Here is a 24026-nt window from a genome sequence, read left to right as displayed (position 1 = left end):
TCAGGTGCCACACGGGTCGCCGGCGTTGATGAGCGTCCACTCGTAGTTGAGCATCCAGCGATCGTGCTCGCGCGCCAGGATGGCGCGGTGCTCTTGTGGAAGGTCATCGCACACGGCGGTGACGACAGGCTCCAGCGAGCCGCGCAGTTCGCGGATCATCGCCTCGACCACTGCGGCGCACACCTCGTCGAGCTCCTGCCGGTCCGTGGCGTTCACGTCGGTGGCGTCCATGGCGTTGAGCATGCCGCCGAACAGCAAGTAGGCCGCGTCTTTGAGCACCCGGCGCAGCTCTCGCACGCGCTCGTAGGCGGGACCGTCGAGGATCTTCTCCAGGCTCTTGAGCGTGTAGTCGAGCGGGAAGTTCCGATCGATCCACAACTGTGCCCAGCGGGCGAGAATGCCGATGCGCCAGTCCTGGTAGCGGGCCTCGACGCGGCCCATCGACGGGTCGGGCCGGCCGGTGAGGCCTTCCTTCTCGGCTTGGCGGGTGTAGGCGGCACCGATCAGGCACTCCATACCGACGAGCATGTAGCTGATGCCGTAGTAGAAGGGGCGGCCGGTGGTGTGCTCGGCGACCCACTGCTCATCGCGCACGCCTTCGACGATCTCCTCTGCGGTGAGGTGCAGTTGCGGCTTGACCAGCAGGTCGGTGCGGCCCTGGAACGCATGGGTCGCGTGCAGTTCCGCAGGGGTCATGAGCTGGTCGAAGGTGATGTAGGTGAACCGGGGTGGCACGCCCAGTGCGGTGAGCGTGCGGATCGCCAGGGCGTTCTGCTCGCCGGTGGTCTCCTTGTTGAACCGCTTGAGGATCGAGGTGACGCCGGACTCCACCCCGAACAGGCAGCGCCGCAGCCCGCGGGTGACGAGGCCGCGCCACATCTCTGCGCGCTCCCGGTGCCAGGTCTCGTCGCGGTCGGGTCGTACGACTTGGTCCACGCGGCAGGACGTCTCCCAGGCGAGGCCCTCCTCGGCGAGCATGTCGGCGGCTGCGAACGCCCGCGGCACCGCGTCCTCGCCGCGGCCGATGAACTCCTCGTCGACCAGGTACACGGTCCTGCTGCGGTGCGGGTGTCTGTCGAAGACCGCGCCGATCTCGCGCAGCATCCAGCGCAGTGACTCCGGCGCAGCGCCGAACCACTGTCCTTTGTGGCCTCGTGGGCAGAAGGAGCAGAAGTTGGTGCAGCCCCTGCTGAATTCCAGCTGTGCGACCCCGTTGCAGGTGAGCGTGAGGTCGAGCAGGTCGAGCTCCGGGAGGATGTCGGCCTGCGCGAGATTGGGCACAACAGCGTTGCGGCGACGCGCAATCATCATCGTCCCGGTGCCGCGGGGTGCGCCGATGTAACCGACACCGCGAACCTGGTCCATGGTGAGGTCCTTGTGCCAGTGCGACAGAACGTCGGCGATGGTGGGCTCGCCCGCACCGCGGCTGATGATCAGGTTCGGGTAGCGGTCCAGCAGCATGGACTCGTTGCGCGCGGTGAGGCTGCCCCCGGCAACGAGCATCGGCGGGGTGTCCGTGGTGGTCACCGCGTCGAGCAGCTCCGTCATGAGGTCGTGCTGGCCGAAGGTCGCGGAGATCCCGAGGATGTCGACCTGTCCTGAGTCAACGCGATCGACGATGTGGTGCAGCTGCGCGCCGAGCTGCATGTCCAACAGCTCGACCTGTCCGAGCAAGGTGGTGCGCACGGCGCGGGCGAGGTCGGAGATCGCCAGCGGGAACCTCGGCAGCGGGAAGTACTCGGGGTGGTAGAGCGCGGCCAGCAACAACCGGGGCCGCGACAGCCGATGCACGCCTTCGGCGCTGATCTCCGCCTGGGACAGCCACTCGTCCGGATCATGGATCAGCAGGTGGTCGGCGGCCCAGGCTGGCCATGTTCGGGTGCTGTGGGGCTGCCCGGACAGGTCGGCCGCGGTCCACGTGCCACCGGGCTCGTGTTCGATCAGAACCAGTCGCCGGTCCAACGTGCCGGTGACCACGACCGTCCGGCCCTCGACGCACTCGGCGATCGCGTCCCGGACACGGTCGGGTTGGGCGAGTGGAACCGTCCACGGCCCGGCGCCCACGGTGGGGGCAATACCGGTGACATGTGCGATCGTGTCGACGAGCCGAACACGGCCAGACTGACGCGAGTCACGCATCAGGATCCTCCACGGGAGTCGTCGCGGAATCAGGTCATGGCTGCCGCGCACTCGTCAGCACTGACGGCAAGCCCGAGCAGCCGAGTGCCTGTGAGGTGGTGGAACTGCAGTGCTGGCCGGTCAGGGCACGAGCGCGGCAGGTGATCACGCTAGGTACGCCCGGCGGTATGAACCGGGAGGATTTCTCTGGGGTCGTCATCAGCGCGGATGCGAAGGTGAACGCCATGCGGGGAATGACCGACGGCATGACGATCGGAGAACGCGTCGCCTTCTACCGGCAGCGGCGGGGCCTGACTCAGCTGGTCCTGGCGGGACTCGTGGGTCGCACGGAGGACTGGTTGCGCAAGGTCGAGCACGATGTGCTCCCACTGGACCGGCTCTCCGTGCTGCGCCGCTTTGCCAAGGCACTCGACGTTGCTCTCGGCGACCTGATCGGCGAGCCGGTCCTGATGGCGTGGGCCGACGAGCCGGGCCGGCGGACCGTCCCCGCGCTTCGGGCGGCGCTCATGGACCACCGCCAGTTCCTCACCGGACCGCAATCAGGAGAACCGGTCCGCTTGGCCACGCTGGTCGCCGACCTCAACAAGCAATGGAGTGACTACCAGAACTCCCGCTACGCCCGGCTCACCGAACGCCTGCCCTTGCTGATCACGGATGCCCAGGCCGCCTGCCAGCACTACGGCACCACGAGCGACGACGGACTCCGCGCACACGAACTCGCGGCCAGCGCTCACCAACTGGCCGCTGCGTTGCTCACCAAGCTCGGCGAAGCCGATCTCGCGGCGATCTCCGCGAGCCGCGGCCTGACCGCCGCCAACACCACCGGCAACCCCCTGATGATCGGATCGCTGTACCGGTCGGTCGCCCACGCTCTGCTGTCCATCGGCGAGTTCGAGCAAGCCGTCGCGCTCACCCGCGCGGCCGCAGACCATCTCGAGCCCGGCCTCGGCACCGCCACGCCGGAGTACCTGTCGGTCTACGGGATGCTGCACCTCGTGGGCGTGGTCGCCTCCTCACGCCGCGACGACCGCACCGACACCACCACGTTCCTCGCCGAAGCCGACGAGGCCGCGACCCGGCTCGGCAGCGACGCGAACTACCTGTGGACCGCGTTCGGTCCGACGAACGTGAAAATCCACCGGGTAACCGCCGCGATGGAGCTCGGCGACGTCCAGGTCGCCATTGACCTCGGTCCCCGCATCGAAACCCGCGGCCTCCCCACCGAACGACGCGTCCGCCACGCCATCGAAACCGCCCGCGCCTACGTCCGATGGAACCGCATCGACGACGCGCTCGCGGTGCTGCTCGCCGCTGAAAACGATGCGCCCGAACAAGTCCGGTATCACCGGCTGTCTCGCATCCTCGTGCGGGAGATGATCAGGCTGCCCCGCCCCGCCGCCCGCGCCGTCGAACTGGCCTCCAGGATGGGGGTGCGAGGCACCGACCCCGTCAGCCGTAAGGTGCCTGGGCATGGCGACCACGGCGCTTCCCCAGGACTTGCGAGCCGATGTCGAAACCCTGTGGTCCTACCACGACATGGGCCACGAGCCGCGCCGCTGCGACGTCGGCATCGGCCTGGGCAGCCACGACCTCGGCGTCGCCACCCACACCGCCGAGCTCTACCACCAAGGCATGTTCCCGCGCATCGTGTTCACCGGCGCCAACGCACCCACCACGATCGAACGGTTCCCCCGCGGCGAAGCCGTGCACTACCGCGAACACGCAATCGCCCTCGGCGTGCCCGCCGAGGTGATCACCATCGAGACCCAGGCAACCAACACCAGCCAGAACCTCACCAACAGCCGCAAGGTCCTCGCCGACGCGGGCCTGCAGCCCGCGTCGATCATGCTGATCTCCCGGCCCTACCAGCAGCGACGCGCCTACGCCACCTGCCGCAAGGTGTGGCCCGAAGCCGACGTCGTGTGCTCTTCCCGGCCGATGCCCCTCGACGAGTACATCGCCAGCATCGGCGACGTCGACCGGGTGATCAACATGCTCGTCGGCGACACCCAGCGCATCACCGAGTACGCCCGACGCGGATTCGCCATCGAGCAGGACATGCCCGACGAAGTCGACGCCGCCTACCAGCGGCTCGTCGCAGCCGGATACACCAGCCGCCTCATCTGACTGCCGCTGACGTCGTCGGTCCGTCCCAAGGCTGTGAGCTGGCCCCGCAGCCGCTAGCCCCAGGAGATCCATACCTGCTGCCCGGCCAATCAGGGGATCTGGCCAGGACCTCAAGCAACCGGTCGACCGACCCGAGCGGCCGACCCTCTACTCCACTTTCTCGGCGAGGGTCTCGAGGTGCCGGCCCGCGAGGCGGAGCACCTCGCGGCTGGACTCGCTGTCGCGGTCGATGAGCCAGACCAGGGCGACCCCATCGAGGACGGAGTTCAAATAGCGGGCCAGGACGGGCAGCGGAACGGTCCACCGGACACCGGCACTCTCGGCCACTTCCGTGAGCAGGTCCCGATGAACTTCCAGGTAGTGGGCGTACTGCCGCTGAGCCAGTTCTTCGAACCCGGCCTGGCGCAACGCGTAGTGGGTGAGCTCGTACCCCACCAGGTACTCGCCAGGACTGGCCTCGACGCCCCGCCAGAACGCGTCCAGCCTGTCGCCGATGCGCGAGCCGAGATCGCCCTCCGCCGCGAACACCTGCCGCGCCGCGGCCACGCTGCTTTCCGTGAGGCGCTTGATCACCTCTTGCAGGAGTTCCTCGCGCGACTTGAAGCAGTAGCGGAAGACTCCCAGCGGCATTCCAGCTTCGTTGACGATCGCGCGTGTCATGGCCTCCACCATTGCCGAGCGGCCCCACCCTAACGCAGCGTCTTGGACGATCGACCAACTGAAGGACGCTGTCCTATCGCGACAGACGCGAACAGGACGTGGTCGTCCAACGGACCTCGGGTGAACAAACGCAGATCGCGAAGGTAGTTCTGGTGCTGGCGCCACGACGCGACGATGCCCTGCTTGGGGAACTGGTCGATGCCACGCCGGACGTACCCGGAGGTCAGATCCATCAGGGGAGCGAGCTCGCCGTCCGCGGGCGGCAGCGGCGTGACCGACGAGTGGTGGTTGCTGTCCATGTGGTCGATCAAGCGGCACGCGTACCGGGAAATGAGATCCGCCTTGAGGGTCCAGGACGCGTTGGTGTAGCCGAGGGTCAAGAACAAGTTCGGCACCCCGGACAGCATCATTCCCTTGTACGACACCGTCGAGCCGATGTCGATCGAGCTGCCGTCGACGGACACCTCCATCTCACCGAGTGCGAGCATGTTCAGACCGGTGGCCGTGACCACGATGTCGGCCGCGATCTCGTCTCCTGACTTCAGCCGGATCCCGTCCGGTGTGAAGGTGTCGACGACGTCGGTGACGACCGATGCCTTGCCGTCGCGGATCGCGGCGAACAGATCTCCGTCAGGTGCCAAGCAAACCCGCTGATCCCAAGGGTTGTAGTTCGGCGTGAAGTGCTTCGCGACGTCGTACCCGGCGGGCAGCCGCTTCGCCGTCTCCCGTCGCATGAGCGCTTTGACCAGACTCGGCCGGCGCCTGCTCAGCTGGAACATCGCGAGATCAAGCACCACGTTCCGCCACCTGATCGCGTTGTGCGCAAGGGACTTGGGCAACGCGCGGTGAAGGAGGTCGGCGAGCCGGTCCCGCCTGGGTGCCGCCGCGATGTAGGACGGAGACCGTTGAAGCATCGTGACGTGGCCGGCGGTCGTGGCCATCGACGGCACCAGGGTCACCGCGGTCGCGCCGCTGCCGATCACGACCACCCGCTTGCCTGCGTGGTCGAGATCCTCCGGCCAGTGCTGCGGATGAACGATGCGGCCCTCGAAGTCCTCGGCTCCCGGGAACTGCGGGGTGAAGCCTTCGTCATAGCGGTAGTAACCGGTGCACACCCACAGGAAACGGGCCGTCAGGATCACGTCCTCGCCGACGTCGGTCCTGCGTGCCGTGACTGTCCACAGTGCCGTTTCGCTGTCCCATGCCGCGGTGGTCACCCTGTGGTTCAGGCGGATGTCCCCGGCGATGGCGAACTCGCGAGCGGTGTCCTCGATGTAGCGCAGGATGCTCGGTCCATCCGCGATGGCCTCCGCTCCCTCCCACGGCCGGAACGAATAGCCCAGCGTGAACATGTCCGAGTCGGACCGCACACCCGGATACCGGAAGAGGTCCCAGGTGCCGCCGATGGCGGCGCGTCCCTCGAGGATCGCGAGGGACCTGGCGGGAAACTTCCGGCGAAAGTGGCAGGCCGCCCCGATGCCCGACAGGCCGGCGCCGACGATGATCACGTCACGGTGTTCGATCACTGAACACACCCCTGTTCCCAGGTACGGCACCGTTGCGCCGCAACGAACAGCAATGGTACCGCAACGTACCAATCATTTGAACCTTGTCAGTCGAGACACGTTGCGGGTAGCATTGTTTTTGGTACGCCGTGGTACCAAACGAAGGGTAGTGAGCCGTGAACCACCAGAGCACGAGAGTCTGCCTGCCGCCCGGCCCCCGACTGCCGAAGGTCCTGCAAGGGCTGGGCTTCGTCCTGCGCCGCCAGCAGATGATGCAGCAGCTGCAGCGGGCCTACGGACCATCTTTCACACTCGACCTACCGCTGCACGGCCGGACAGTCGTGATAAGTGAGCCAACGCTGATCAAACAGCTCTTTCAGACGAAAAACGACATCGTCGGTCTTTCCGACTTCAACCTGGGTGTCGTACTCGGGTCCGGTTCGCTGTTCAGCCTGGACGGCACGGAGCATCACCGGCGCCGCAAACTCGTCGTCCCTCCCCTGCACGGCCGGCGCCTGCAGGGCTACGAGGCCGTGGTGGAAGAGGAGGTGCTGCGCGAAACCGCGACGTGGCCGTGCGGAGTCGAGTTCGCGTCCATGCCGTCGATGACGCGGATCACTCTCAACATCATCCTGCGCACCGTCTTCGGTGCCGAGGGCACCGAGTTCGACCAGCTCCGGAAACTCCTTCCGTCGTTGGTGGAACTCGGATCGAAGATCGCCGGCATTCCCCTATTCAGGATGAACCTGGGGGCGTGGAGTCCCGGTGGCCGGTATCGGGCGTATCGCCGGCGCTTCGACGACATCGTCGACTCACTGATCAAGAAGGCGTTGGCCGCACCCAGCCTGGAAGACCGCCAGGACGTTCTCTCGCTGCTGCTGCAGGCACGGTACGAGGACGGCAAACCGATGACACGGCAGCACATCGCCGACGAACTGCTCACTCTGCTCGCTGCCGGGCACGAAACGACGGCGACGACGCTGGCGTGGGCGTTCGAGCGGATTCGCCGTCATCCCACTGTCCTTTATCGACTGGCAGGGGAAGCGGAGGCCGGCGGCTCGGAGCTCCGCCACGCGACGATCTTGGAGGTCCAGCGCACCCGCCCGGTCATCGACGCCGTGGACCGCAAGGTCAAGGCGCCTTTCTACGCTCTCGGCGACTGGGTGATCCCCCAGGGGCACACGGTCATGGCCTCCATCGACCTCACCCACAATGCCGACTCCGTGTTCCCCCATGCCGAGTCCTTCGATCCGGATCGGTTTCTCGGCGTCAATCCGGACACCTACTCCTGGGTGCCGTTCGGCGGTGGAACCCGTCGCTGCGTCGGCGCGGCCTTCGCGACCATGGAAATGAACGTCGTGCTGCGGACAGTTCTGCGGGAGTTCGAGTTGGGTACGACGTTCGCGCCGCCGGAGCGGGCACAGTGGCGCGGCATCGCGATCGCCCCCGGCGACGACGGGCGACTGGTCGCGCACAGGAAGACGCCGAAGCGAGCGATCCAGTGACCTCCGAGCGTTTCGCCGACGTCGGGCGCGGTATCACGCTTTGCTACGAACGGATCGGCGATCCTGCCGGTGAACCGATCCTGCTCGTCGCCGGCCTGGGCCAGCAGCTGCACGCGTGGCCTGACGAGTTCTGCGCTGACCTCGCCGAGCGCGGCTACGCCGTCGTGAGGTTCGACAACCGCGACGCCGGCCGATCAACGCACATGCCCTACCGGCCACCCAATTCGATGGCGATGTTCCTCAAGCGGTTCGGGCCCCACCAGTACCACCTCGGCGACATGGCGCGCGATGTCATGGGGTTGCTCGACGCGCTCGGCCTCGACTCGGCTCACGTCGCGGGCATGTCCATGGGAGGGATGATCGCCCAGACCCTCGCGGCACACGCTCCCTGGCGGGTCCGATCGCTGGCGTCGATCATGTCCACCACCGGAGCGCCGAAGATCGGTCGTCCGGCGATGAGCACGTGGCTGCGCATGTTCGGGCAGGCACCGAACACGTGCGGCGAAGCGATCGACCGAGAGCTGACGATGTACCGGCACATCGGTTCGCACGGATTTCCCCTCGACGAGCGATGGATCCGGGAGTACGTCGGCCGGGCCTGGGAACGGGATCCGGCACCGGCCGGGGCGGACCGGCAACTGGCCGCGATCTTCGCCAGCGGCGACCGGAGCCGCGAGCTCGCCGCCATCACGGCACCCACCGTCGTCATCCACGGCGACCGGGACCTGATGGTGCACCCCACCGGCGGGACCGCGACGGCCAGTGCGATCCCCGGCTCCCGGCTGGAAACGATCACCGGGATGGGTCACGACCTGCCACGGGGAGCGTGGCCTCGAATCGTCGATCTGATCGACGCCAACGCACGCAGTGCCCTGACACCACCACTTCCCGAGCAGGAGAGCACCGATGCCGAAGCCACCGCGTAGGAAGATCGACGGAAGCACGGTTGTCATCAGCGGTGCCGCGTCCGGCATCGGCCGCGCCCTGGCGCAGCGCTTGTCCGCCCACGGTTGCCCTGTCGCGATCACGGACATCGATCAGGACGGGCTCAAGGAGACCGAGGCGACACTCCTCGGGCCGGTGCTCACGCGCGTTCTGGACGTCAGCGACGCGGCGGCCCAGGCCGCGTTCGCCATCGAGGTGAAGAGCTGGATGCCGAGTCATCTCGGCGCGGTGTTCAACAACGCCGGCGTCGCGACGGCCGGCACGGTCCTGGACATGCCTGCCGAGGACCACGACTGGCTGATGAGCATCAACCTCGGCGGAGTCGTCCACGGCACACGCGCCTTCCTCCCCATCCTCGTCGACCAGGGCAGGGGGACGATCGTCAACACGTCGAGCGTGTACGGGCTGGGTGGCGTGCCCCACCACACCGCGTACTGCGCGTCGAAGTTCGCCGTCCGCGGGTTCACCGACGCTCTGCGCCAGGAACTGCGCGGAACCGGCGTCGACGCGGTGAACATCCATCCCGGTGGCATCCGCACCAACATCGCCCGCAACGGACGCTTTCACCAGGACCCCGAAGGACTCGGTCGCACACAGGAGGACTTCGCCAAAGAGTTCGACGCCATGGCGATGACGACGCCGGACAAGGCAGCCAAGATCATTCACCGCGGCCTGGCGGCGGGGAAGTCGCGAATCCTGGTGGGGCCGGACGCCTACGTCTTCGACGCGGTGACCCGACTCGCGCCGACCCACTACTTCACCGTCGTGTCGAAGATCGAGCGCCTGCTGCAGAGCCGGACCTGACATGACGACATCCACTCCCCCAACCGGTTCGCCCGACCGAAGTCGCTGGACGGTCGTGGCGATCTTCGCGGTGCTCGCCGCGGCGACTCAGTTGATCTGGTTGAACTACGCGCCCGTCACCACCACCGCCGCGGCTCACTTCGGCGTGCCGGAGTCTGCGATCGGCTGGCTGGCCAACGTGAACCCGCTGTTGTACGTCTTCCTGGCGATTCCAGCGGGTCTCCTGCTGGACCGCTGGTTCAAGGCGGGGATCGCGGCAGGAGCGCTGCTCACCGCGGCCGGGGCGGCGCTGAGGCTGGTGGACGACTCCTACGAGTGGGCGCTGACCGGACAGATCGTCGCCGCGATCGGCCAGCCGTTGGTGCTCAACGCGATCCCCGGCGTCGCCAGGCACTACCTCGCCGTGAAAGACCGCGCGAGCGGTATCGCCATCTCGAGCGCGGGCACGTTCGCCGGCATGGTCGCGGCCTTCGTGCTCGGTGCGGTACTGCCGGGCACCGGACAGCTCACCACGTTCGTCGGCATTGGCACGTGGATCGCCTGTGCCGCAACGGTTGCGATGCTGATCGCGCTCTGGCAGCCCTCGCCGGCGGTGGCCAGGAAGCCGGTGAGACAGCGCGTTCCCATCCGTGCCACCTTCGCTGACCCGCTCATCCGGCAGCTGTGTCTTGTCGTGTTCGTTCCGTTCGGGATCTTCAACGCGATCTCGACGTTCGCCCAGGCATTGCTGGACCCAGCGGGAGTGCCGTCGAACGTCGCCAGCGTCATGCTGCTGCTCACCATGGTCATCGGTGCGATCGCCTGTGTGGTCATTCCGCCACTGACAGCGCGCCATCGCGTGGAAGGCCAGACTCTGGTCGCCGGGCTGGTCGTGACGTCCGCCGGCTGTCTGCTGCTCGCGGTGACACCGTCGGTGTTCGCCGGTTTTCTGGGCCTGACACTCATCGGCCTCGCCCTGATGCCGGCACTTCCGATCATTCTCGAGCTCCTGGAGCGTCATACCGGCCAGGCCGAAGGCACCGCCACCGGCCTCGTCTGGAGCGCCGGGAACGTCGGAGGCATGCTCGTCCCGGCCATCGTCGGGCTGTTCGTCGACACACCCGTGACCGCGTTCCTCATCTGTGCGGGCGTGGCACTTCTCGGCATCCCATTGCTGCGCGGCCTCGGCGCACCCGTGATGGCCGTCAAATCCTGAAGGAGAAAGCGCATTGCTCAATCTCGCGATGATGCTCGAGGACAGCGCACAACGGCTGCCGGAGCGTGATGCCGTTGTCCTTGGTGACACTCAGCTTTCCTATGCCGCCGTGAACGCCGCAGCCAACCAGGTCGCAAACCTTCTTACAGAGCGCGGAATTCGGCCAGGCGACCGCGTCGCGCTGTCGTGCGCCAACGTGCCGTACTTCCCAATCGTGTACTACGGCATCCTCAAAGCTGGCGCGGTCGTGGTTCCGCTGAACGTGCTGTTGAAGGCGAGAGAGATCGCCTACCACCTGGCCGACTCCGGCGCGAAGGCGTACTTCTGTTTCGAAGGCAGTGCGGAGCTTCCACTCGGTGCCGAGGGGTGGATCGGATGCGAGGGCGTCGCCGCCTGCGAGCACTTCTTCCTGATCACCGCGGACCCCGCAGCACCGTCACCCATCAAGAACGCCGTCACGCTCGGCGCGTCGATGGCCGCCGCGTCACCACAGTTCGACACCGTGGCCACCGAGCCAGGCGACACCGCAGTGATCCTCTACACCAGCGGCACCACCGGCGAGCCGAAAGGCGCGGAACTGTCGCACGCCAACATGGTGCTCAACGCGCTCACCTGCCACCGGCTGTTCGGGGTGGTGGACCACGACGTCCACCTGGTCACCCTTCCGCTGTTCCACTCCTTCGGCCAGACAGTGCAGATGAACGCCGGCTTCGGGACCGGCGCCACGCTCGTGCTGCTGCCCAGGTTCGACCCGAACTCCGCACTGTCGTTGATGAGCCGGGAGAACGTGACGTTCTTCGCCGGAGTGCCGACCATGTACTGGAGCCTGCTCGGTGTGTCCGCCGACAACATCGACGTGGACAAGATCGCGGGCAATCTGCGGATGGCGGTCTCCGGCGGCGCCGCTCTTCCAGTGGAGATCCTCGTCCAGATCCACAGGGTTTTCGGTGTCGAGGTCCGCGAAGGGTACGGGCTTTCGGAAACCAGCCCCGTCGCCACCTTCAACCACCCCGGCCAGGCGGCCAAGCCGGGTTCGATCGGCCAGCCGATCTGGGGCGTGCGGGTCAGGCTGATCGACGACAACTGGAACGACGTGCCCGAAGGCGAGGCCGGGGAGATCGCGATCCGCGGCCACAACGTCATGAAGGGGTACCTCGGCCGGCCAGAAGCCACCGAGGAGGCCATCAACGACGGCTGGTTCCGCACCGGCGACATCGGCCGCCGCGACCCCGACGGCTACTACTACATCGTCGACCGCGCCAAGGACATGGTCGTACGCGGAGGGTTCAACGTGTACCCGCGCGAGGTGGAGGAGGTGCTCCTCACCCATCCCGCGGTCAGTCTCGTCGCGGTGCTCGGCGTGCCGCACGAGCGCCACGGCGAGGAAGTCAAGGCGTACGTCATCCGCAAGCCGGGAATGGAGGTGACCGAGGCCGACCTGGTCGAGTGGTGCAAGCGGACCATGGCCGGTTACAAGTACCCGCGCCTCGTCGAGTTCCGCGACACCCTGCCGATGACCGCGACCGGCAAGATCCTCAAGCGCGAACTCCGCACCTAGTGCCGCGGGCCCAGCAGCGCCAGAGTGCAGTCGACCGCGGCATCGGTGATGTCACGGATGTCGCCGCCGTCCTCGAGCATGACGGCGGCGAGTTCGTTCAGTCCACCCAGCAACATGATCACTGTCTGCCGCGATGCCGGCTGTACACCGGCCGCACGGAGGTCGTCCGTGTCGGTCAGCCTGCGGATCACGGTGACGAAGGCGTCCTGGTACTGGCGGTGCAACCGGCGGCCTTCTTCACCCAGCTGGGGAACCTCGCGGAACCAGCTCAGCTCGACCGCGGGATTGGCCTCCATCCTGGAGAGCCAGATCTGGATCGCCTGTCGTACCTGGGTGGCCAGATCCGCATGGGGATCGACACCCGCCGTGATCTCTCGAGCCGTCTCGACGTTCTGCCGATGGTGCAGCGCGAGAAAGCACTCCTTCTTGCCGGGAAAATATTCGTAGAAGGTGCGCCGGGACGTGTAGGCGTGCCGGACGATGTCGGCGATCGTCGTGTCGGCATAACCTCGTTCACGGATCGCCTTCGCCATTCCGTCCAGCAACCGCTGCCGGAACAGGTCCCCGCTCTCCGTTTGAGCGAGCGTCGGCAGATCGCCGATACCACTTTCCGATCGCACGGCCCCAGTCAATCACGAACACCGGGTGTTGCCACGCACCGCCAGGTAGACCGCGCGGACGGCGAGTATGCGTTCGACCTCGTCGATGATCGGGGCGAAGAACTGCCGCCGGTGGTCGGCGTCGCTCATCGAGGTCACCGCGAAGTACATGCTGCCGAACCCGGCGAAGAGGATGGCGTTGCGCACCAAGGAAACCGGCACCGTCGGCAACAACTCCAAGTACACCACCGGTTCGCCGATCCACTGCTCCGCTGTCGCCGGCAGCACCACGATCAACCCCAGGGCGACGAAGAACGCGAACAGCGCCACACCGACCACGATCGCCTGCACGAGCTGGCGGGTGGCGAGCACGAGCAGCAGGTTGCGGGACTGACGGCCGTTCAGGGACACCGGAGGCAGCGGGCCGTCGGTCGTCACCTCGTCGATCGGCACCTTGGCCAGCGGGGTGCCGAGGCACGCCGCCGACAGGAAGGGCGAGCTGAGGTCCTGTTCCACCCTGCCGATCTCGTCGCGCAGGCGAGCGGCCGCGGCGAGCACGGTGATCACACCGAACAGCGCGACCACCAGGGCCAGCCGTAGCCAGGTGAGCCGGTTCATGGCCTGCCACAACTCGCCGGTGAAGAACAGGAAGAGCGTGACGAACAGCATCATGGGCAGTGCCCTGCCCAGCAGCTGCACGCTGTTGCGCAGGTCGTAGACCGTGTGCCGCAGCGCTTGGCGCACCAGCCTGCCGAGGCCGTACGTGGTGGCCAGCAGCGTGACGACGAAGACGGCGCCGAAGAACAGGACGAACCCGAACCATCCGAAGCCACGTGGTCCCAGCGGTGTCACGTCGTCGTCGACCACGAGCTGCATCAACGGCACGATGGCCGGCATTGCCGCGTAGGCGACCAGGATCGCGACGGTGCCCGTGCCGGAGAAACGGGGCAACCGCCGGACGAACAGACCGACTGCCGCCCACGCCACCACCGCCACCACGGCCACGCCGCCCAGCAGCACCCCACGCTCCGCGCCCGCGGGCCTGAGCACCCCGAGCCAGGTCACGCTCGCCAGTGACACGAAGACCAGCGTCGGCAACATCCTGGGCAGCACGTGCCCGACGAAGCCGTACCCCTCGATCATGGTGGGCACGCCGTGCCGGACGAACCAGCGTTCGGTCTGACGCACCATGCCGCGCGACGCGGTGACGGGCATGTCGTGACCCTGCCGTTCAGCCGTGGGGCCGGGTGGCCGTGGCGAGCACGGCCCCGACGAGGTTGTCCAGGCTGCGGCGGGCCTGGTCGTGGTCGGCGACGATGAGGCTCTGCAACAGGATTCCGTCGATCCCGGAGACGATCAGATGGGCGATGTCTCGCACTGAGGCATGGACGGTCTCGCCGGTGCGCTCACAGACGTCGCGGATGAGACCCTCGGTGGCGTCGAGGTAGTACTCGTACAGCGCACGGCCCACGTTGCCGGCCTGCGGAGCGCGCAGGGCGTGCAGGGTGAGCTCGTACTGCACACGCTGGCTTCCCAGGTCCTGCTGCATATCGTCCCAGTAGGCGTGGACCAGTTGGTCGACGATCTGCGCCAGGTCCCGCGTTGCGTCAGGAGACGCGACAAGGACCCGTTGCACGCACTGGTCGATCGATAGTTTCGCCTTGTCGAGGAGCATTTCCAGGACACCGGCGACCACATCGTCCTTGGTGGCGAAGACGTAGTGCAGGGTCGCCAGAGGGACTGCCGCCTCGCGGGCGATCGCACGGGTAGAGGCCCCCGCGACGCCCTCGCGAGCGATGACAGCGGTAGCCGCCTCGATGATCTGCTTGCGGCGCACAGCCGCGGGCACGTGGGCCATTCGGCCTCCTCAACACCAGTGAACCAGACTTGGTCGATCGACCGACTTTACCCGGACCCACCTGTCCGGCGCAGCGTTGGCCACATCACAAGTCGGTCGATTGACTTGGTCGATCGACCGACTATAGCGTTGGCACTGTCACCGAGACCGGCCCGAAGTCGTTTCCCTTGGCACCAGGAGGAATTTCATGACGGACATGATCGCCGTGGCCTACCGCGACGAGGCCACCGCCAAGCAGGTTCTGACCGAACTGCGGAGCCTCAACACCGAGCACTCGCTGCACCTGGCAGACGCGCTCCTGGTCGTCCGCGACGAGGAAGGCAAGGTCACGATCGATTCCGGGACCGACGCCGTGGTGTCCGGGGCCGCAGAAGGCGCGCTCTGGGGCGGCCTGATCGGGCTACTGCTGCTGCAGCCGCTGCTGGGCGCCGCGATCGGCGCGGCCGCCGGAGGCATCACCGCCGTGGTGTCCAAGGACGACGATGACGAAACCTCCTTCATCACCCAGCTCGGCCACCGCCTGGAACCCGGCAGCGCCGCCGTCATCGCCCTGGTCATCGCCGCCACCGAGGACAAGGCGCTCCCCCGCATCGCCCACTTCGGCGGCGACGTCCTGCACACCTCGCTGTCCGCCGCAGACGAACTGCGCCTGCGCACGACCCTCAGCCCGCAGCCCGCAACCGTCAGCGAACCGTCTGCCTGACGCACGGGGTTCGTCCCTGCCGATGCGCTCGCGTTGAATGCGCGAGCGCACGGGTGAGGCTTCGTGTCACCGCGAGACGGGACAGCCGTTTCAGGCGACTTCCTCCAGTTCCCTGGGTTCTGCCGCGGCGGCCTGCTTGCGGCGGCGCAGCACGACGACCACGCCGATCACCACCGCGACGGCCAGCAGGACCCACATCGCTCCGTTGAAGACGGACTCGATGTACTTCGCCGAAGCACCCGCGGCCGAGCCGATGCCGATGTGCAGCGCCGACCAGGACACCGCGCCCGCGATCGAGGCGGGCAGGAACCGGCGGTACTCCAGTTTCGACGCACCCGCCGACGCCGGGACCAGGGTCCGCACGACAGGCATGAACCTGGCGAAGAACACCGCCCACGCCCCGCGGCGGCGCAGCAGATCGGTCGCCTTGTCCCAGTGCTGCCGGCCCACCTTGCGGACCACCTTGCTGTCGCGCAGCCGGTCACCGAAACGACGGCCGAGGTAGTACCCGATGCTGTCGCCGGCCACCGCGCACACCGAGACCACCAGCCACATGACCAGGAACCTGGGTACGCTCGTCACCGTCGTCGAGGCCAGCAGAAGGGCGCTCTCCCCCGGCGCGAGGAAGCCCACGCCGAGCGTGCACTCCGCCAGCGTCAACGCACCCGTCACCGCCAGCACGGCGGGCTGCGGCAGACCGGCCAGCCCTTCGAGGGCATCGGTCAAGAAGGCCATGGACTCTCCCCAGTAGAAACGTGGTCTCGGCGGTGGGACGGCGTACGGGTGCCACCGCGATCACGCCTTCCTGGCGAACAGTTCACCGGAACGGGCACAGCACGCGCATCGACCCGTGGTCTGAGCCGGTGGTAGACCTTGGTAGTACGGGTGAACCCCTACTGGTGGACGATGCTCCGGCCAGGTAGCCCGATGTTTCAGACGATCGGCCACTTGCGGTGGCTTCGGAAGCCCGGCGCCCGCGGTGTCCATTGTGGACGTGGCCGACATGATCACCTCATGCCGGCATCCGCTCCGCCCGAAGGTGCTGAAGGACGGTCTGCGGGTCACCTTCGGCTGCCAGCCGCCCGTTCTGGAGCAGCAGGCAGTGGTCCGCCCGCGATGCCTCGCCCAGGTCGTGCGTGACGTGGATGACCGTCACGCCGTTGGCCTGAGCGTGGGATATCGCGGCGGCGATGTCGCGCCGGGATTGTGAGTCGAGACCGGCGTCCGGTTCGTCGAGCAGCAGCAGGTCGGACTCCTGTGCGAACGCCTGCGCCAGGAGGGCGCGCTGGCGTTGCCCTCCGGACAGCGAGCTGAGCCGGCGCGAGGCGAGATCGGTGATCCCCGTCCGCTCCAAGGCGGCACCGACCAGCGCCTTGTCCTCTTTGGACAGTCGTTGCCATGCGCCGCGGTGCGCCCATCTGCCCATGGCGACCGTTTCCCACACGGTGATCGGCAGCCCCGTCGGGACCGCGCAGTGCTGCACCACGAAGGCGGGGCGCCGCGTCCCGATCTCCACGACACCCGCGGCAGGAGTGATGACGCCGGCGAGCACGCCGAGCAGCGTGGACTTACCGGAGCCGTTGGGACCCACGACCGCCGTCACCTTGGCGCGCGGGACCTCCACGGTCACCTCGTGCAGCACGGTGTGCCGGGCGTAGCCGGCAGACAGGCCGCGAAGCCGCACCGCGGACTTGTCCGAAGTGTGTGTCACGACACCCTCCAACTCCCTGTAATGATTTTCATTCTCAATCTATCGTTCCCCGGCGTGGAGTGGTTACTTGCCCCGTTCGAGGTGTCGTTCGTACAGCGGGCGTTGTGGGCCGGTGTGCTCGTCTCGTGCTTATGTGCGCTCGCCGGGACGTGGGTCGTGTTGCGCGGCATGGCGTTCCTCGGTGACGCGATGTCGCACGGGATGCTGCCCGGCGTTGCGATCGCGTCCTTGTTGGGCGGCAACCTGTTCGTCGGTGCCGCGGCGAGCGCCGGCGCGATGGCGTTCGGCGTGACGGCATTGGGACGTACCAGACGGTTCTCCCAGGACACGAGCATCGGCCTGTTGTTCGTGGGCATGCTGGCGCTGGGCGTGATCCTCGTGTCGCACTCCGAGTCGTTCGCGGTGGACCTGACCGCGTTCCTCTTCGGCGATGTGCTGGCGGTGCGCGGGCGGGACCTCGGCCACCTCGCCGTGGCGCTGGCCGTGGCCGCGCCGGTGGCGCTGTGGGGGCATCGCGCGTTCGTGGCCTTGACCTTCGATCCGCGGAAGGCGCAGACGCTGGGCATGCGCCCGCGGCTGGCGCACGCGGTGCTGCTCGGTCTGGTGACTCTGGCGATCGTGGCGTCGTTCCAGGTGGTCGGCACGTTGCTCGTGTTCGGTCTGCTCATCGCCCCACCGGCCGCCGCGACGTACTGGGCGAGCCGCATCCCGACGATCATGCTCGGCGCGGCGGTGCTGGGTGTGATCGCGACCGTCGCCGGCCTGCTCGTCTCGTGGCACGCGGGCACGGCTGCGGGCGCGACCATCGCGCTGATCGCCGTCGCGCTGTTCTTCCTGGCGGCGCTGGGTGCCCAGGTCCGTGACCGGGTGCGGATCTCCGGCGCGGGCGGGCAGCACGCGGTGCTGATCGCCGCGCTGGTCCTGGTGTTGCCGCTGGCCGGTTGTGGCACGGAGCCCGCCAAGGAGGAAGTGCCACACGGCTACGTCGAGGGCGCGGAGGAGACCGCGGAGGCGCAGTCCCGGCTGGTCGTGGCCGATGCGCACACCGGTGCGGTGCGGGTCGTCGATCTGATCACCGAGGAAGTGACCGACGTCGGCAGGGTGGACGGTGTCCAGGCGATCACCGGCGACGGCCGTTTCGCGTACCTGACCGGCAAGGGCTCGGTGCGGATCGTCGACAGCGGTGCCTGGATGGTCGATCACGGCGACCACGTGCACTACTACCGCGCCAAGGCCAGGGACGTCGGTTCCGTCGCGGGAGACGGAGTGGTGAACGCGGACAGCGATCCCACCCTCACGGCCGTGGCGTTCGGCCGCGGTGACACGAGTCTGCTCGACCGGCAGGGCCTCGACGGCGGCACGGTGACCGCACGCGGTGAGCTCAAGGGCGGGGTCGCGCTGCCGTACGCCGAACACCTGCTGGTGGCGGGTTCCGATCGGGTGGCGGTCAAGACCAGGGACGGCAAGGACGTGACGACGATCGGGCAGGCGTGCCAGAGCCCGCGGGGCCAGGCGGTGACCCGGCGGGGCGTCGTCTTCGGCTGCGCCGACGGGGCCCTTGTGGTGACAGGGAAGGACGGATCCTTCGCGGGCGAGAAGATCCCGTATCCGCGTGCCGTGTCCGAGGCCGAACGTGCCGTCGAGTTCCGCCACCGGCCCGGCAGCACGATGCTCGCCGCCAATGCGGGACACCTCGGCGTCTGGTCGCTGGACGTGCGGGCGAAGAAGTGGACGCTGCTGGAGACCGGGCCCGTCATCGCCGTGAACGCGGTCGGCGAGGGAGGGCCGCTGCTGACGCTGACCGCGGACGGTGTGCTGCACGGTTACGACACCAAGTCCGGCAAGCAGATCGCGCAACGCCAGGTGCTCTCCGCGCCCGTCACCGAGGGCAGTGCGACGCCGGTGATCGAGGTCGACCCGAACCGCGCCTACGTCAACGACGCTGCTGCGCGGGCCGTCCACGAGATCGACTACAACGACAACCTGCGAGTCGCCAGGACGATCCGGTTGGAGATCGAGCCGGCGCACATGGTGGAGACCGGACGATGAAGCGACTCCTCGCGTTGGCCTGCGCCCTCCTGCTGGTGCTCGCCGGATGCGGCAGCGGACACGGGCAGCGCAACGGCATCGTGGTCACCACCAACATCCTCGGCGACATCACTCGCAACATCGTCGGTGACGCGGCACCGGTCACCGTGCTGATGAAGCCGAACGCCGACCCCCACTCGTTCGCGATCTCGGCGCAGGAGGCGGCACGGCTGGAGAGCGCCGCGCTCATCGTCTACAACGGACTCGGGCTGGAGGAAGGTGTGCTCCGGCACGTCCGCGCGGCCGAGCAGGCCGACGTCCCTGCCCTGTCGGTGGGCGACCAGATCGACCCGATCAGCTACACCACCGAAGACGCTGCAGGAAAGCCAGATCCTCACTTCTGGACCGACCCGAAACGCGTGCGCAAAGCGGTCGAAGTGATCAGCGAGCGCGTCATCGAGCACGTCGACGGCATCGACGCCGACGCGGTCAGGGCCAACACCGCGCGCTACCTCGGCGAGATCGACAAGCTCGACAGCTGGACGGGTGAGCGGTTCGCGGCCATCCCGGCGCAGCGCCGCAAGCTGGTCACCAACCACCACGTCTTCGGCTACCTGGCACAGCGTTTCGACTTCCAGCTCGTCGGGGCTGTGATCCCCAGCGGGACGACGCTCGCCTCGCCCAGCGCGTCCGACCTGGCCGCGCTCGCGGAGGCCGTTCGCGCTGCGGGCGTCGGAGCGATCTTCGCCGACTCCTCGCAACCGGACCGCCTGGCCCGCGTGCTCGCCGAACAGGCGGGCGTGCACGTCAAGGTCATCCCCCTGTACTCGGAGTCGCTGACCGCGGCGGGTGGCGGAGCGGCGACCTACCTGGAGATGACGCGCGCCAACACCGAGGCCATCGTGCGCGGCCTCGCAGATGACTGACCCGATACCTGTTGAAGAGGAAGTTGAGAAGCAGATGAAAAGCTGGTCGCGAACGTGGACCACGGCCGTGGTGTCCACAGTGGCCTCGACGCTGGTCCTTGCCGGTTGCGGTGCGGAGAAGGCGCCGCAAGCCGCTTCGGGCGCCGGCTCCGTGGCCGAACCGGTCGCCGTCACCTATGACGGCGGAATCTACGTGCTGGACGGCAAGACGCTCGAGGTCAAGGCAGACGTCAAGCTGGCAGGCTTCAACCGGCTCAACCCTGCGGGCGACGACAAGCACGTGATGGTGTCGACGCCGAACGGGTTCCGGATGCTCGACGCCGCAGGCGGCAAGCTGACCGACGTCGAGTTCCCCGGCGCCGAGCCGGGCCACGTCGTCCGGCACGCCGGGCGCACCGTGCTGTTCACCGACGCGACCGGCGAGGTCCGGATCCTCGATCAGGCCACAATGGACAGTGCGGAGCGCAAGGTCGAGACCTACAAGACCGCCGAACCTCACCACGGCGTGGCGATCGAGCTGGCCAACGGCGAACTGATCGTCACCATCGGCAACAAGGACAAGCGCGTCGGGATCGCGGTCCTCGACAAGAACCGCAAGGAGATCACCCGCAACGAGGACTGCCCCGGCGTTCACGGTGAGGCGACCGCGAAGGACGAGGTCGTGGTCATCGGCTGCCAGAACGGGGTGCTGATCTACCGCAACGGCGCGATCACCAAGGTGAAGAGCCCCACGGAGTACGGCAGGATCGGCAACCAGGCCGGCAGCGACCACTCCCCGATCGTCCTCGGCGACTACAAGCAGGACGCCGACGCCGAGCTCGAACGCCCGACGCAGATCTCGCTGATCGACACCACCACCGGCACCCTGAAGCTCGTCGACATCGGCGCCAGCTACACCTTCCGCTCGCTGGCGCGCGGCCCACAGGGTGAAGCGCTGGTGCTCGGCACCGACGGCAAGATCCACGTGATCGACCCCGCCAAGGCCGAGGTCACCCGCACCATCCCGGTCACCGACAGCTGGCAGGAACCGCTGGAGTGGCAGCAGCCGAGGCCTGCGATCTTCGTCAGGGGCGGCACCGTCTACGTGTCGGATCCGAACAAGCAGCAGCTGCACCGGATCGACCTCGCCGCCGGCACCATCACGGCGACGGCGTCGTTGGCGCAGAAGCAGAACGAGCTCAGCGGCGTCACGGCCTGAGCGCCGTGATCGTGACGCCGTGCGGGTCCCGGTACGGGGCCCGCACGGCGCTTCACGGAGCGGTCGGGTGCGGCACCACGACCTCTTTCGCTGCCTCAGCGGGCATCGTCGGGTAGAGCGTGCGCAGCAGCAACACGGCCAGCACGCCACCGACCACCTGTGCAAGCAGATACGACGGCACGGAAGTCGGCGCGATGCCGGCGAACGTGTCGCTGAACATGCGGCCGACGGTGATGGCGGGGTTGGCGAAACTCGTTGAGCTGGTGAAGAAGTAGGCGGCACCGATGTAGGCGCCGACCGCCGCAGGAGCCGTCGAAGCCCGGCCGGACCTGGCCAGCGAGAAGATCACCAGGAGCAGGCCGACGGTGGCGACGACCTCGGCGACCCCGTGTGCGAACGTCGCGCGGTCGGTGGTGCTGACGCTGACCACCGGCGCGGCGAACATGACGTTGGCGAGCACCGCACCGGTGATGCAGCCGAGGACCTGGGCGGGCAGGTAGGCCACGGCGTGCCGCCACGGCAGGCCGCCGAACGCCGCGTCGGCGAAGGAGACGACGGGGTTGAAGTGAGCGCCGCTGATCGGTCCGAAGATGAGAATGATCGCGTAGAGACCGGCCGCGGTCGCCGCCGCGTTCTCCAGCAGCTGCAGCCCGACGTCGTTCGGCGAGAGCCGCTGGGCCGCGATGCCGGACCCGATCACCAGCGCGGCCAGCAGCGCACTGCCGAGGAACTCGGCCAGCAGCTTGCGGGTCAACCCCATCGACACTCCTTTGTAGACACTTTCAGACGCGAGCTTCGACGCCGAGCTCGTCCAGCAGACCGCGGACCCTGCGTTCGATCTCGTCGCGGATCGGCCGCACCGCGTCAACGCCCTGACCAGCGGGGTCCTCGAGCGTCCAGTCGAGGTACCGCTTGCCGGGGAAGACCGGGCAGGCGTCGCCGCAGCCCATGGTGATCACGACGTCGGCGGCGCGGACGATCTCGTCGGTCCAGGGCTTGGGGAACTCGCGGGAGATGTCGACGCCGCGCTCGTGCATGGCCTCGACCGCGGCCGGGTTGATCTCGTAGCCAGGCTCCGAGCCGCCCGACCACGCAACCGCCCGATCCTCGGCGAGGTGGTTGAAGAACCCGAGCGCCATCTGACTACGGCCGGCGTTGTGCACACAGAGGAACAGCACGATCGGTTTGTCGTCGTTGACGTGGCCCTCGACCTTGGCCAGCGCCTGCAGCCGCTGGCCGGCGAACCGCTCGGCGAGCAGCGGCAGGAAGTTGGGCACGGTGCTGTGGGACGCGAACTGGTCGTAGCTGGTGTGCAGGAACCGTTCGATGGTCTCCTGGGCGAACACGCCGTCGAACTTCGCCTGCAGGCGGGTCGCGGCGGTGCGCAGGGCGAGCTGCTGGTCGATGGGCATGCTGGCGAGGTCGTGGGATTCAGGCATCGCTCTCTCCGGGGAGATGGACGGCGGACGCCAGCCGGTCGACCCGGTCGGCGAGATCACGGAACGCGGTGTCGAAAGCGTCATCGGTGCCAACCCGTGACGGATCGGGCACCGACCAGTGCAACCGTTCTTGCCTGGCGAGCTCTTCGTGAGCGTTGTCGCACACCGCGACAACGAGATCATCCGGCTGCACCACGTCGCTGACGTGCGCGGTGCGAGCACGAGCGAGCGACACGCCATGGGCCTTGGCCGTCGCGACGGCCAGCGGGTGAACGCGCTGCGCGGGTTGGGTACCGGCACAGGCCGACGGCACGGAGCTGCGCCGTTTCCACAGCGCGGCGGCCAACTGGGAGCGAGCCGAGTTGTGCGTGCACACGAACACCACCCGAGGCGCCCGCAATGCACCCGCGGGCACCAGTCCGGTCAACGTGTCCGGACGCAACCGCAGGTAACTGCGCCGATGATCGCCCTCTGACCGAGTCCGATCGACGACACCGGCCTGCTCGAGCAGCTTCACGTGGTGCGCCAGCAGGTTGCTCGGCAAGCCCAGCTCCTTGCCGATCTCGCCGGGCGAGGCGTCACCGAGCAGCAGGCGGTCCACGATCGCCAGCCGTGCGGGCTCACCGAGCACCGCATGCAGCCGCGCCCGCGACACCACTGATGAAGACCACTCAACGTTCATTGACTCAATACTCACTGAGCTATCGCGCGGAGTCAAGCTCCGGCGTGATGCTCAGCAACATGCAGGTGCGGCGGGGATGCCGGGTGCTGTGCCTGCTGGTTGATGAGGCCGGCGTGGTGACCGAGGTTTCGCTCGATCTCGTCGAGATCACGCGACTGAGCCAGTTCGCTCACGTTCGGGGGCAGACTGCAAGTCAGACCCCCTGCTCTCCAGTGGGACGTACGTGCCCGATGGCCGAAATCGGGTCACAAGATCGCCGAAGACATGGGCAGTGACCCGTCGAACTTCCAGATTGTTGACAATTTCATCGACAATCCGCATCGTGGAGTCATGCGGATCGGTGTTCTCGGCTTGGGTGAAGCAGGTGCCCTCTACGCGCAAGCGCTGGCGGCATCGGGTTCCCCCGTGGCCGGCTACGACCCGGCGGCGACACAGACACCAGCC

General features: G+C 67.7%; 22 protein-coding genes and 3 pseudogenes. 12 read left to right on the top strand and 13 right to left on the bottom strand.

Annotated features, from left to right (window positions below; genetic code table 11):
- The gene (locus tag FXN61_RS20465) at nucleotides 1-2139 is read right to left on the bottom strand and encodes a B12-binding domain-containing radical SAM protein (RefSeq protein WP_223165527.1); all 2139 of its coding nucleotides are present in this window, start codon (nucleotides 2137-2139) and stop codon (nucleotides 1-3) included.
- 167 nt (nucleotides 2140-2306) lie between these two features.
- Between FXN61_RS20465 and FXN61_RS55495 the strand changes: the two are divergent.
- A pseudogene (locus FXN61_RS55495) lies at nucleotides 2307-2498 on the top strand (helix-turn-helix domain-containing protein); the annotation flags it as partial.
- Nucleotides 2499-2678: 180 nt separating this feature from the next.
- Here FXN61_RS55495 and FXN61_RS52345 read toward each other — a convergent pair.
- Together FXN61_RS52345 and FXN61_RS52340 are read right to left on the bottom strand one after the other, a co-directional pair.
- On the bottom strand, nucleotides 2679-3038 hold the full coding sequence (locus FXN61_RS52345) for a hypothetical protein (protein WP_246291794.1): 360 nt from the start codon (nucleotides 3036-3038) through the stop codon (nucleotides 2679-2681).
- A gap of 114 nt (nucleotides 3039-3152) precedes the next feature.
- On the bottom strand, nucleotides 3153-3473 hold the full coding sequence (locus tag FXN61_RS52340; protein WP_246291793.1) for a hypothetical protein: 321 nt from the start codon (nucleotides 3471-3473) through the stop codon (nucleotides 3153-3155).
- 136 nt (nucleotides 3474-3609) lie between these two features.
- On the opposite strand from FXN61_RS52340, the gene FXN61_RS20455 reads away from it, so the two are divergent.
- A complete protein-coding gene (locus tag FXN61_RS20455; RefSeq protein ID WP_167975655.1) occupies nucleotides 3610-4266 on the top strand; it encodes a YdcF family protein in 657 nt (218 codons plus the stop codon).
- Between the two features lie 147 nt (nucleotides 4267-4413).
- Here the strand turns inward: FXN61_RS20455 and FXN61_RS20450 are convergent, their stop codons facing one another.
- Nucleotides 4414-4926 carry a TetR/AcrR family transcriptional regulator gene (locus FXN61_RS20450; RefSeq protein WP_246291792.1) on the bottom strand — a complete coding sequence of 171 codons (513 nt, stop codon included), beginning with the start codon at nucleotides 4924-4926 and terminating at the stop codon, nucleotides 4414-4416.
- A 29-nt stretch (nucleotides 4927-4955) separates the two neighbouring features.
- Nucleotides 4956-6452: a flavin-containing monooxygenase gene (locus tag FXN61_RS20445; RefSeq protein ID WP_167975653.1), complete on the bottom strand. Its 1497-nt coding sequence runs from the start codon at nucleotides 6450-6452 to the stop codon at nucleotides 4956-4958.
- A 155-nt stretch (nucleotides 6453-6607) separates the two neighbouring features.
- Here FXN61_RS20445 and FXN61_RS20440 point away from each other — a divergent pair, with 155 nt between their 5' ends.
- Genes FXN61_RS20440 through FXN61_RS20420 form a run of 5 tightly spaced genes read left to right on the top strand, consistent with a single transcriptional unit; the run spans nucleotide 6608 to nucleotide 12438 of the window.
- The gene (locus tag FXN61_RS20440) at nucleotides 6608-7936 is read left to right on the top strand and encodes a cytochrome P450 (RefSeq protein ID WP_167975652.1); all 1329 of its coding nucleotides are present in this window, start codon (nucleotides 6608-6610) and stop codon (nucleotides 7934-7936) included.
- Entirely contained in the window at nucleotides 7933-8862 is a 930-nt protein-coding gene (locus tag FXN61_RS20435; RefSeq protein ID WP_167975651.1) for an alpha/beta fold hydrolase, read from the top strand. Before FXN61_RS20440 ends, FXN61_RS20435 begins: the two co-directional genes overlap by 4 nt.
- Nucleotides 8843-9685, top strand: coding sequence for an SDR family NAD(P)-dependent oxidoreductase (locus FXN61_RS20430; protein ID WP_167975650.1), 843 nt, complete (start codon nucleotides 8843-8845; stop codon nucleotides 9683-9685). The genes FXN61_RS20435 and FXN61_RS20430 overlap by 20 nt, the downstream gene beginning before the upstream one ends.
- 55 nt (nucleotides 9686-9740) lie before the next feature.
- The gene (locus tag FXN61_RS20425) at nucleotides 9741-10880 is read left to right on the top strand and encodes an MFS transporter (protein ID WP_312877876.1); all 1140 of its coding nucleotides are present in this window, start codon (nucleotides 9741-9743) and stop codon (nucleotides 10878-10880) included.
- Nucleotides 10881-10893: 13 nt separating this feature from the next.
- A complete protein-coding gene (locus tag FXN61_RS20420) occupies nucleotides 10894-12438 on the top strand; it encodes a long-chain-fatty-acid--CoA ligase (protein ID WP_167975648.1) in 1545 nt (514 codons plus the stop codon).
- Here FXN61_RS20420 and FXN61_RS20415 read toward each other — a convergent pair.
- The 3 genes from FXN61_RS20415 to FXN61_RS20405 are packed head-to-tail and all read right to left on the bottom strand — an operon-like array spanning nucleotide 12435 to nucleotide 14895.
- Nucleotides 12435-13058 (bottom strand): TetR/AcrR family transcriptional regulator, encoded by a 624-nt coding sequence (locus tag FXN61_RS20415; RefSeq protein WP_312877875.1) that lies wholly within the window; start codon nucleotides 13056-13058, stop codon nucleotides 12435-12437. The genes FXN61_RS20420 and FXN61_RS20415 overlap by 4 nt on opposite strands.
- Before the next feature lie 12 nt (nucleotides 13059-13070).
- Nucleotides 13071-14252, bottom strand: coding sequence for a hypothetical protein (locus FXN61_RS20410; protein ID WP_167975647.1), 1182 nt, complete (start codon nucleotides 14250-14252; stop codon nucleotides 13071-13073).
- A 16-nt stretch (nucleotides 14253-14268) separates the two neighbouring features.
- Nucleotides 14269-14895, bottom strand: coding sequence for a TetR/AcrR family transcriptional regulator (locus FXN61_RS20405; RefSeq protein WP_167975646.1), 627 nt, complete (start codon nucleotides 14893-14895; stop codon nucleotides 14269-14271).
- 187 nt (nucleotides 14896-15082) lie between these two features.
- Here FXN61_RS20405 and FXN61_RS20400 point away from each other — a divergent pair, with 187 nt between their 5' ends.
- Nucleotides 15083-15598, top strand: a complete 516-nt coding sequence (locus FXN61_RS20400; protein ID WP_167975645.1) for a DUF1269 domain-containing protein — start codon at nucleotides 15083-15085, stop codon at nucleotides 15596-15598.
- A 90-nt stretch (nucleotides 15599-15688) separates the two neighbouring features.
- On the opposite strand, the gene FXN61_RS20395 is transcribed toward FXN61_RS20400, so the two are convergent.
- On the bottom strand, nucleotides 15689-16333 hold the full coding sequence (locus FXN61_RS20395; protein WP_167975644.1) for a DedA family protein: 645 nt from the start codon (nucleotides 16331-16333) through the stop codon (nucleotides 15689-15691).
- 277 nt (nucleotides 16334-16610) lie between these two features.
- A complete protein-coding gene (gene aztA / locus FXN61_RS20390; protein ID WP_167975643.1) occupies nucleotides 16611-17309 on the bottom strand; it encodes a zinc ABC transporter ATP-binding protein AztA in 699 nt (232 codons plus the stop codon).
- A gap of 54 nt (nucleotides 17310-17363) precedes the next feature.
- Here aztA and aztB point away from each other — a divergent pair.
- From aztB to aztD, 3 genes and pseudogenes are all read left to right on the top strand, one after another.
- Nucleotides 17364-18182, top strand: a pseudogene (gene aztB / locus FXN61_RS52335) (zinc ABC transporter permease AztB); the annotation flags it as partial.
- Nucleotides 18183-19354: 1172 nt separating this feature from the next.
- On the top strand, nucleotides 19355-20263 hold the full coding sequence (gene aztC / locus FXN61_RS20380) for a zinc ABC transporter substrate-binding protein AztC (RefSeq protein WP_167975641.1): 909 nt from the start codon (nucleotides 19355-19357) through the stop codon (nucleotides 20261-20263).
- Between the two features lie 34 nt (nucleotides 20264-20297).
- The gene (gene aztD, locus FXN61_RS20375) at nucleotides 20298-21461 is read left to right on the top strand and encodes a zinc metallochaperone AztD (protein ID WP_167975640.1); all 1164 of its coding nucleotides are present in this window, start codon (nucleotides 20298-20300) and stop codon (nucleotides 21459-21461) included.
- 52 nt (nucleotides 21462-21513) lie between these two features.
- Here the strand turns inward: aztD and FXN61_RS20370 are convergent, their stop codons facing one another.
- Genes FXN61_RS20370 through FXN61_RS20360 form a run of 3 tightly spaced genes read right to left on the bottom strand, consistent with a single transcriptional unit; the run spans nucleotide 21514 to nucleotide 23582 of the window.
- Nucleotides 21514-22221, bottom strand: a complete 708-nt coding sequence (locus FXN61_RS20370) for an aquaporin (protein ID WP_167975639.1) — start codon at nucleotides 22219-22221, stop codon at nucleotides 21514-21516.
- Between the two features lie 22 nt (nucleotides 22222-22243).
- Nucleotides 22244-22900, bottom strand: a complete 657-nt coding sequence (locus tag FXN61_RS20365) for an arsenate reductase ArsC (RefSeq protein ID WP_167975638.1) — start codon at nucleotides 22898-22900, stop codon at nucleotides 22244-22246.
- Nucleotides 22893-23582, bottom strand: coding sequence for an arsenate reductase/protein-tyrosine-phosphatase family protein (locus FXN61_RS20360; protein ID WP_167975637.1), 690 nt, complete (start codon nucleotides 23580-23582; stop codon nucleotides 22893-22895). The genes FXN61_RS20365 and FXN61_RS20360 overlap by 8 nt, the downstream gene beginning before the upstream one ends.
- A gap of 264 nt (nucleotides 23583-23846) precedes the next feature.
- Between FXN61_RS20360 and FXN61_RS50785 the strand changes: the two are divergent.
- A pseudogene (locus FXN61_RS50785) lies at nucleotides 23847-24026 on the top strand (hypothetical protein); the annotation flags it as partial.

The organism is Lentzea indica, assembly GCF_012184385.1.
Classification (GTDB): domain Bacteria; phylum Actinomycetota; class Actinomycetes; order Mycobacteriales; family Pseudonocardiaceae; genus Lentzea; species Lentzea indica.
The sequence above is the reverse complement of the archived record's forward strand: the minus strand, read 5'-3'. Positions and strand labels throughout refer to the sequence as shown.

What these genes read in the sequence shown, in the direction of transcription:
- FXN61_RS20465 (WP_223165527.1), bottom strand. Translation starts at nt 2,139, where the DNA reads ATGCGTGACTCGCGTCAGTCTGGCCGTGTTCGGCTCGTCGACACGATC.
- FXN61_RS20455 (WP_167975655.1), top strand. Translation starts at nt 3,610, where the DNA reads ATGGCGACCACGGCGCTTCCCCAGGACTTGCGAGCCGATGTCGAAACC.
- FXN61_RS20450 (WP_246291792.1), bottom strand. Translation starts at nt 4,926, where the DNA reads ATGACACGCGCGATCGTCAACGAAGCTGGAATGCCGCTGGGAGTCTTC.
- FXN61_RS20430 (WP_167975650.1), top strand. Translation starts at nt 8,843, where the DNA reads ATGCCGAAGCCACCGCGTAGGAAGATCGACGGAAGCACGGTTGTCATC.
- FXN61_RS20410 (WP_167975647.1), bottom strand. Translation starts at nt 14,252, where the DNA reads ATGCCCGTCACCGCGTCGCGCGGCATGGTGCGTCAGACCGAACGCTGG.
- FXN61_RS20405 (WP_167975646.1), bottom strand. Translation starts at nt 14,895, where the DNA reads ATGGCCCACGTGCCCGCGGCTGTGCGCCGCAAGCAGATCATCGAGGCG.
- FXN61_RS20400 (WP_167975645.1), top strand. Translation starts at nt 15,083, where the DNA reads ATGACGGACATGATCGCCGTGGCCTACCGCGACGAGGCCACCGCCAAG.
- FXN61_RS20395 (WP_167975644.1), bottom strand. Translation starts at nt 16,333, where the DNA reads ATGGCCTTCTTGACCGATGCCCTCGAAGGGCTGGCCGGTCTGCCGCAG.
- aztC (WP_167975641.1), top strand. Translation starts at nt 19,355, where the DNA reads ATGAAGCGACTCCTCGCGTTGGCCTGCGCCCTCCTGCTGGTGCTCGCC.
- aztD (WP_167975640.1), top strand. Translation starts at nt 20,298, where the DNA reads ATGAAAAGCTGGTCGCGAACGTGGACCACGGCCGTGGTGTCCACAGTG.
- FXN61_RS20370 (WP_167975639.1), bottom strand. Translation starts at nt 22,221, where the DNA reads ATGGGGTTGACCCGCAAGCTGCTGGCCGAGTTCCTCGGCAGTGCGCTG.
- FXN61_RS20365 (WP_167975638.1), bottom strand. Translation starts at nt 22,900, where the DNA reads ATGCCTGAATCCCACGACCTCGCCAGCATGCCCATCGACCAGCAGCTC.
- FXN61_RS20360 (WP_167975637.1), bottom strand. Translation starts at nt 23,582, where the DNA reads ATGAACGTTGAGTGGTCTTCATCAGTGGTGTCGCGGGCGCGGCTGCAT.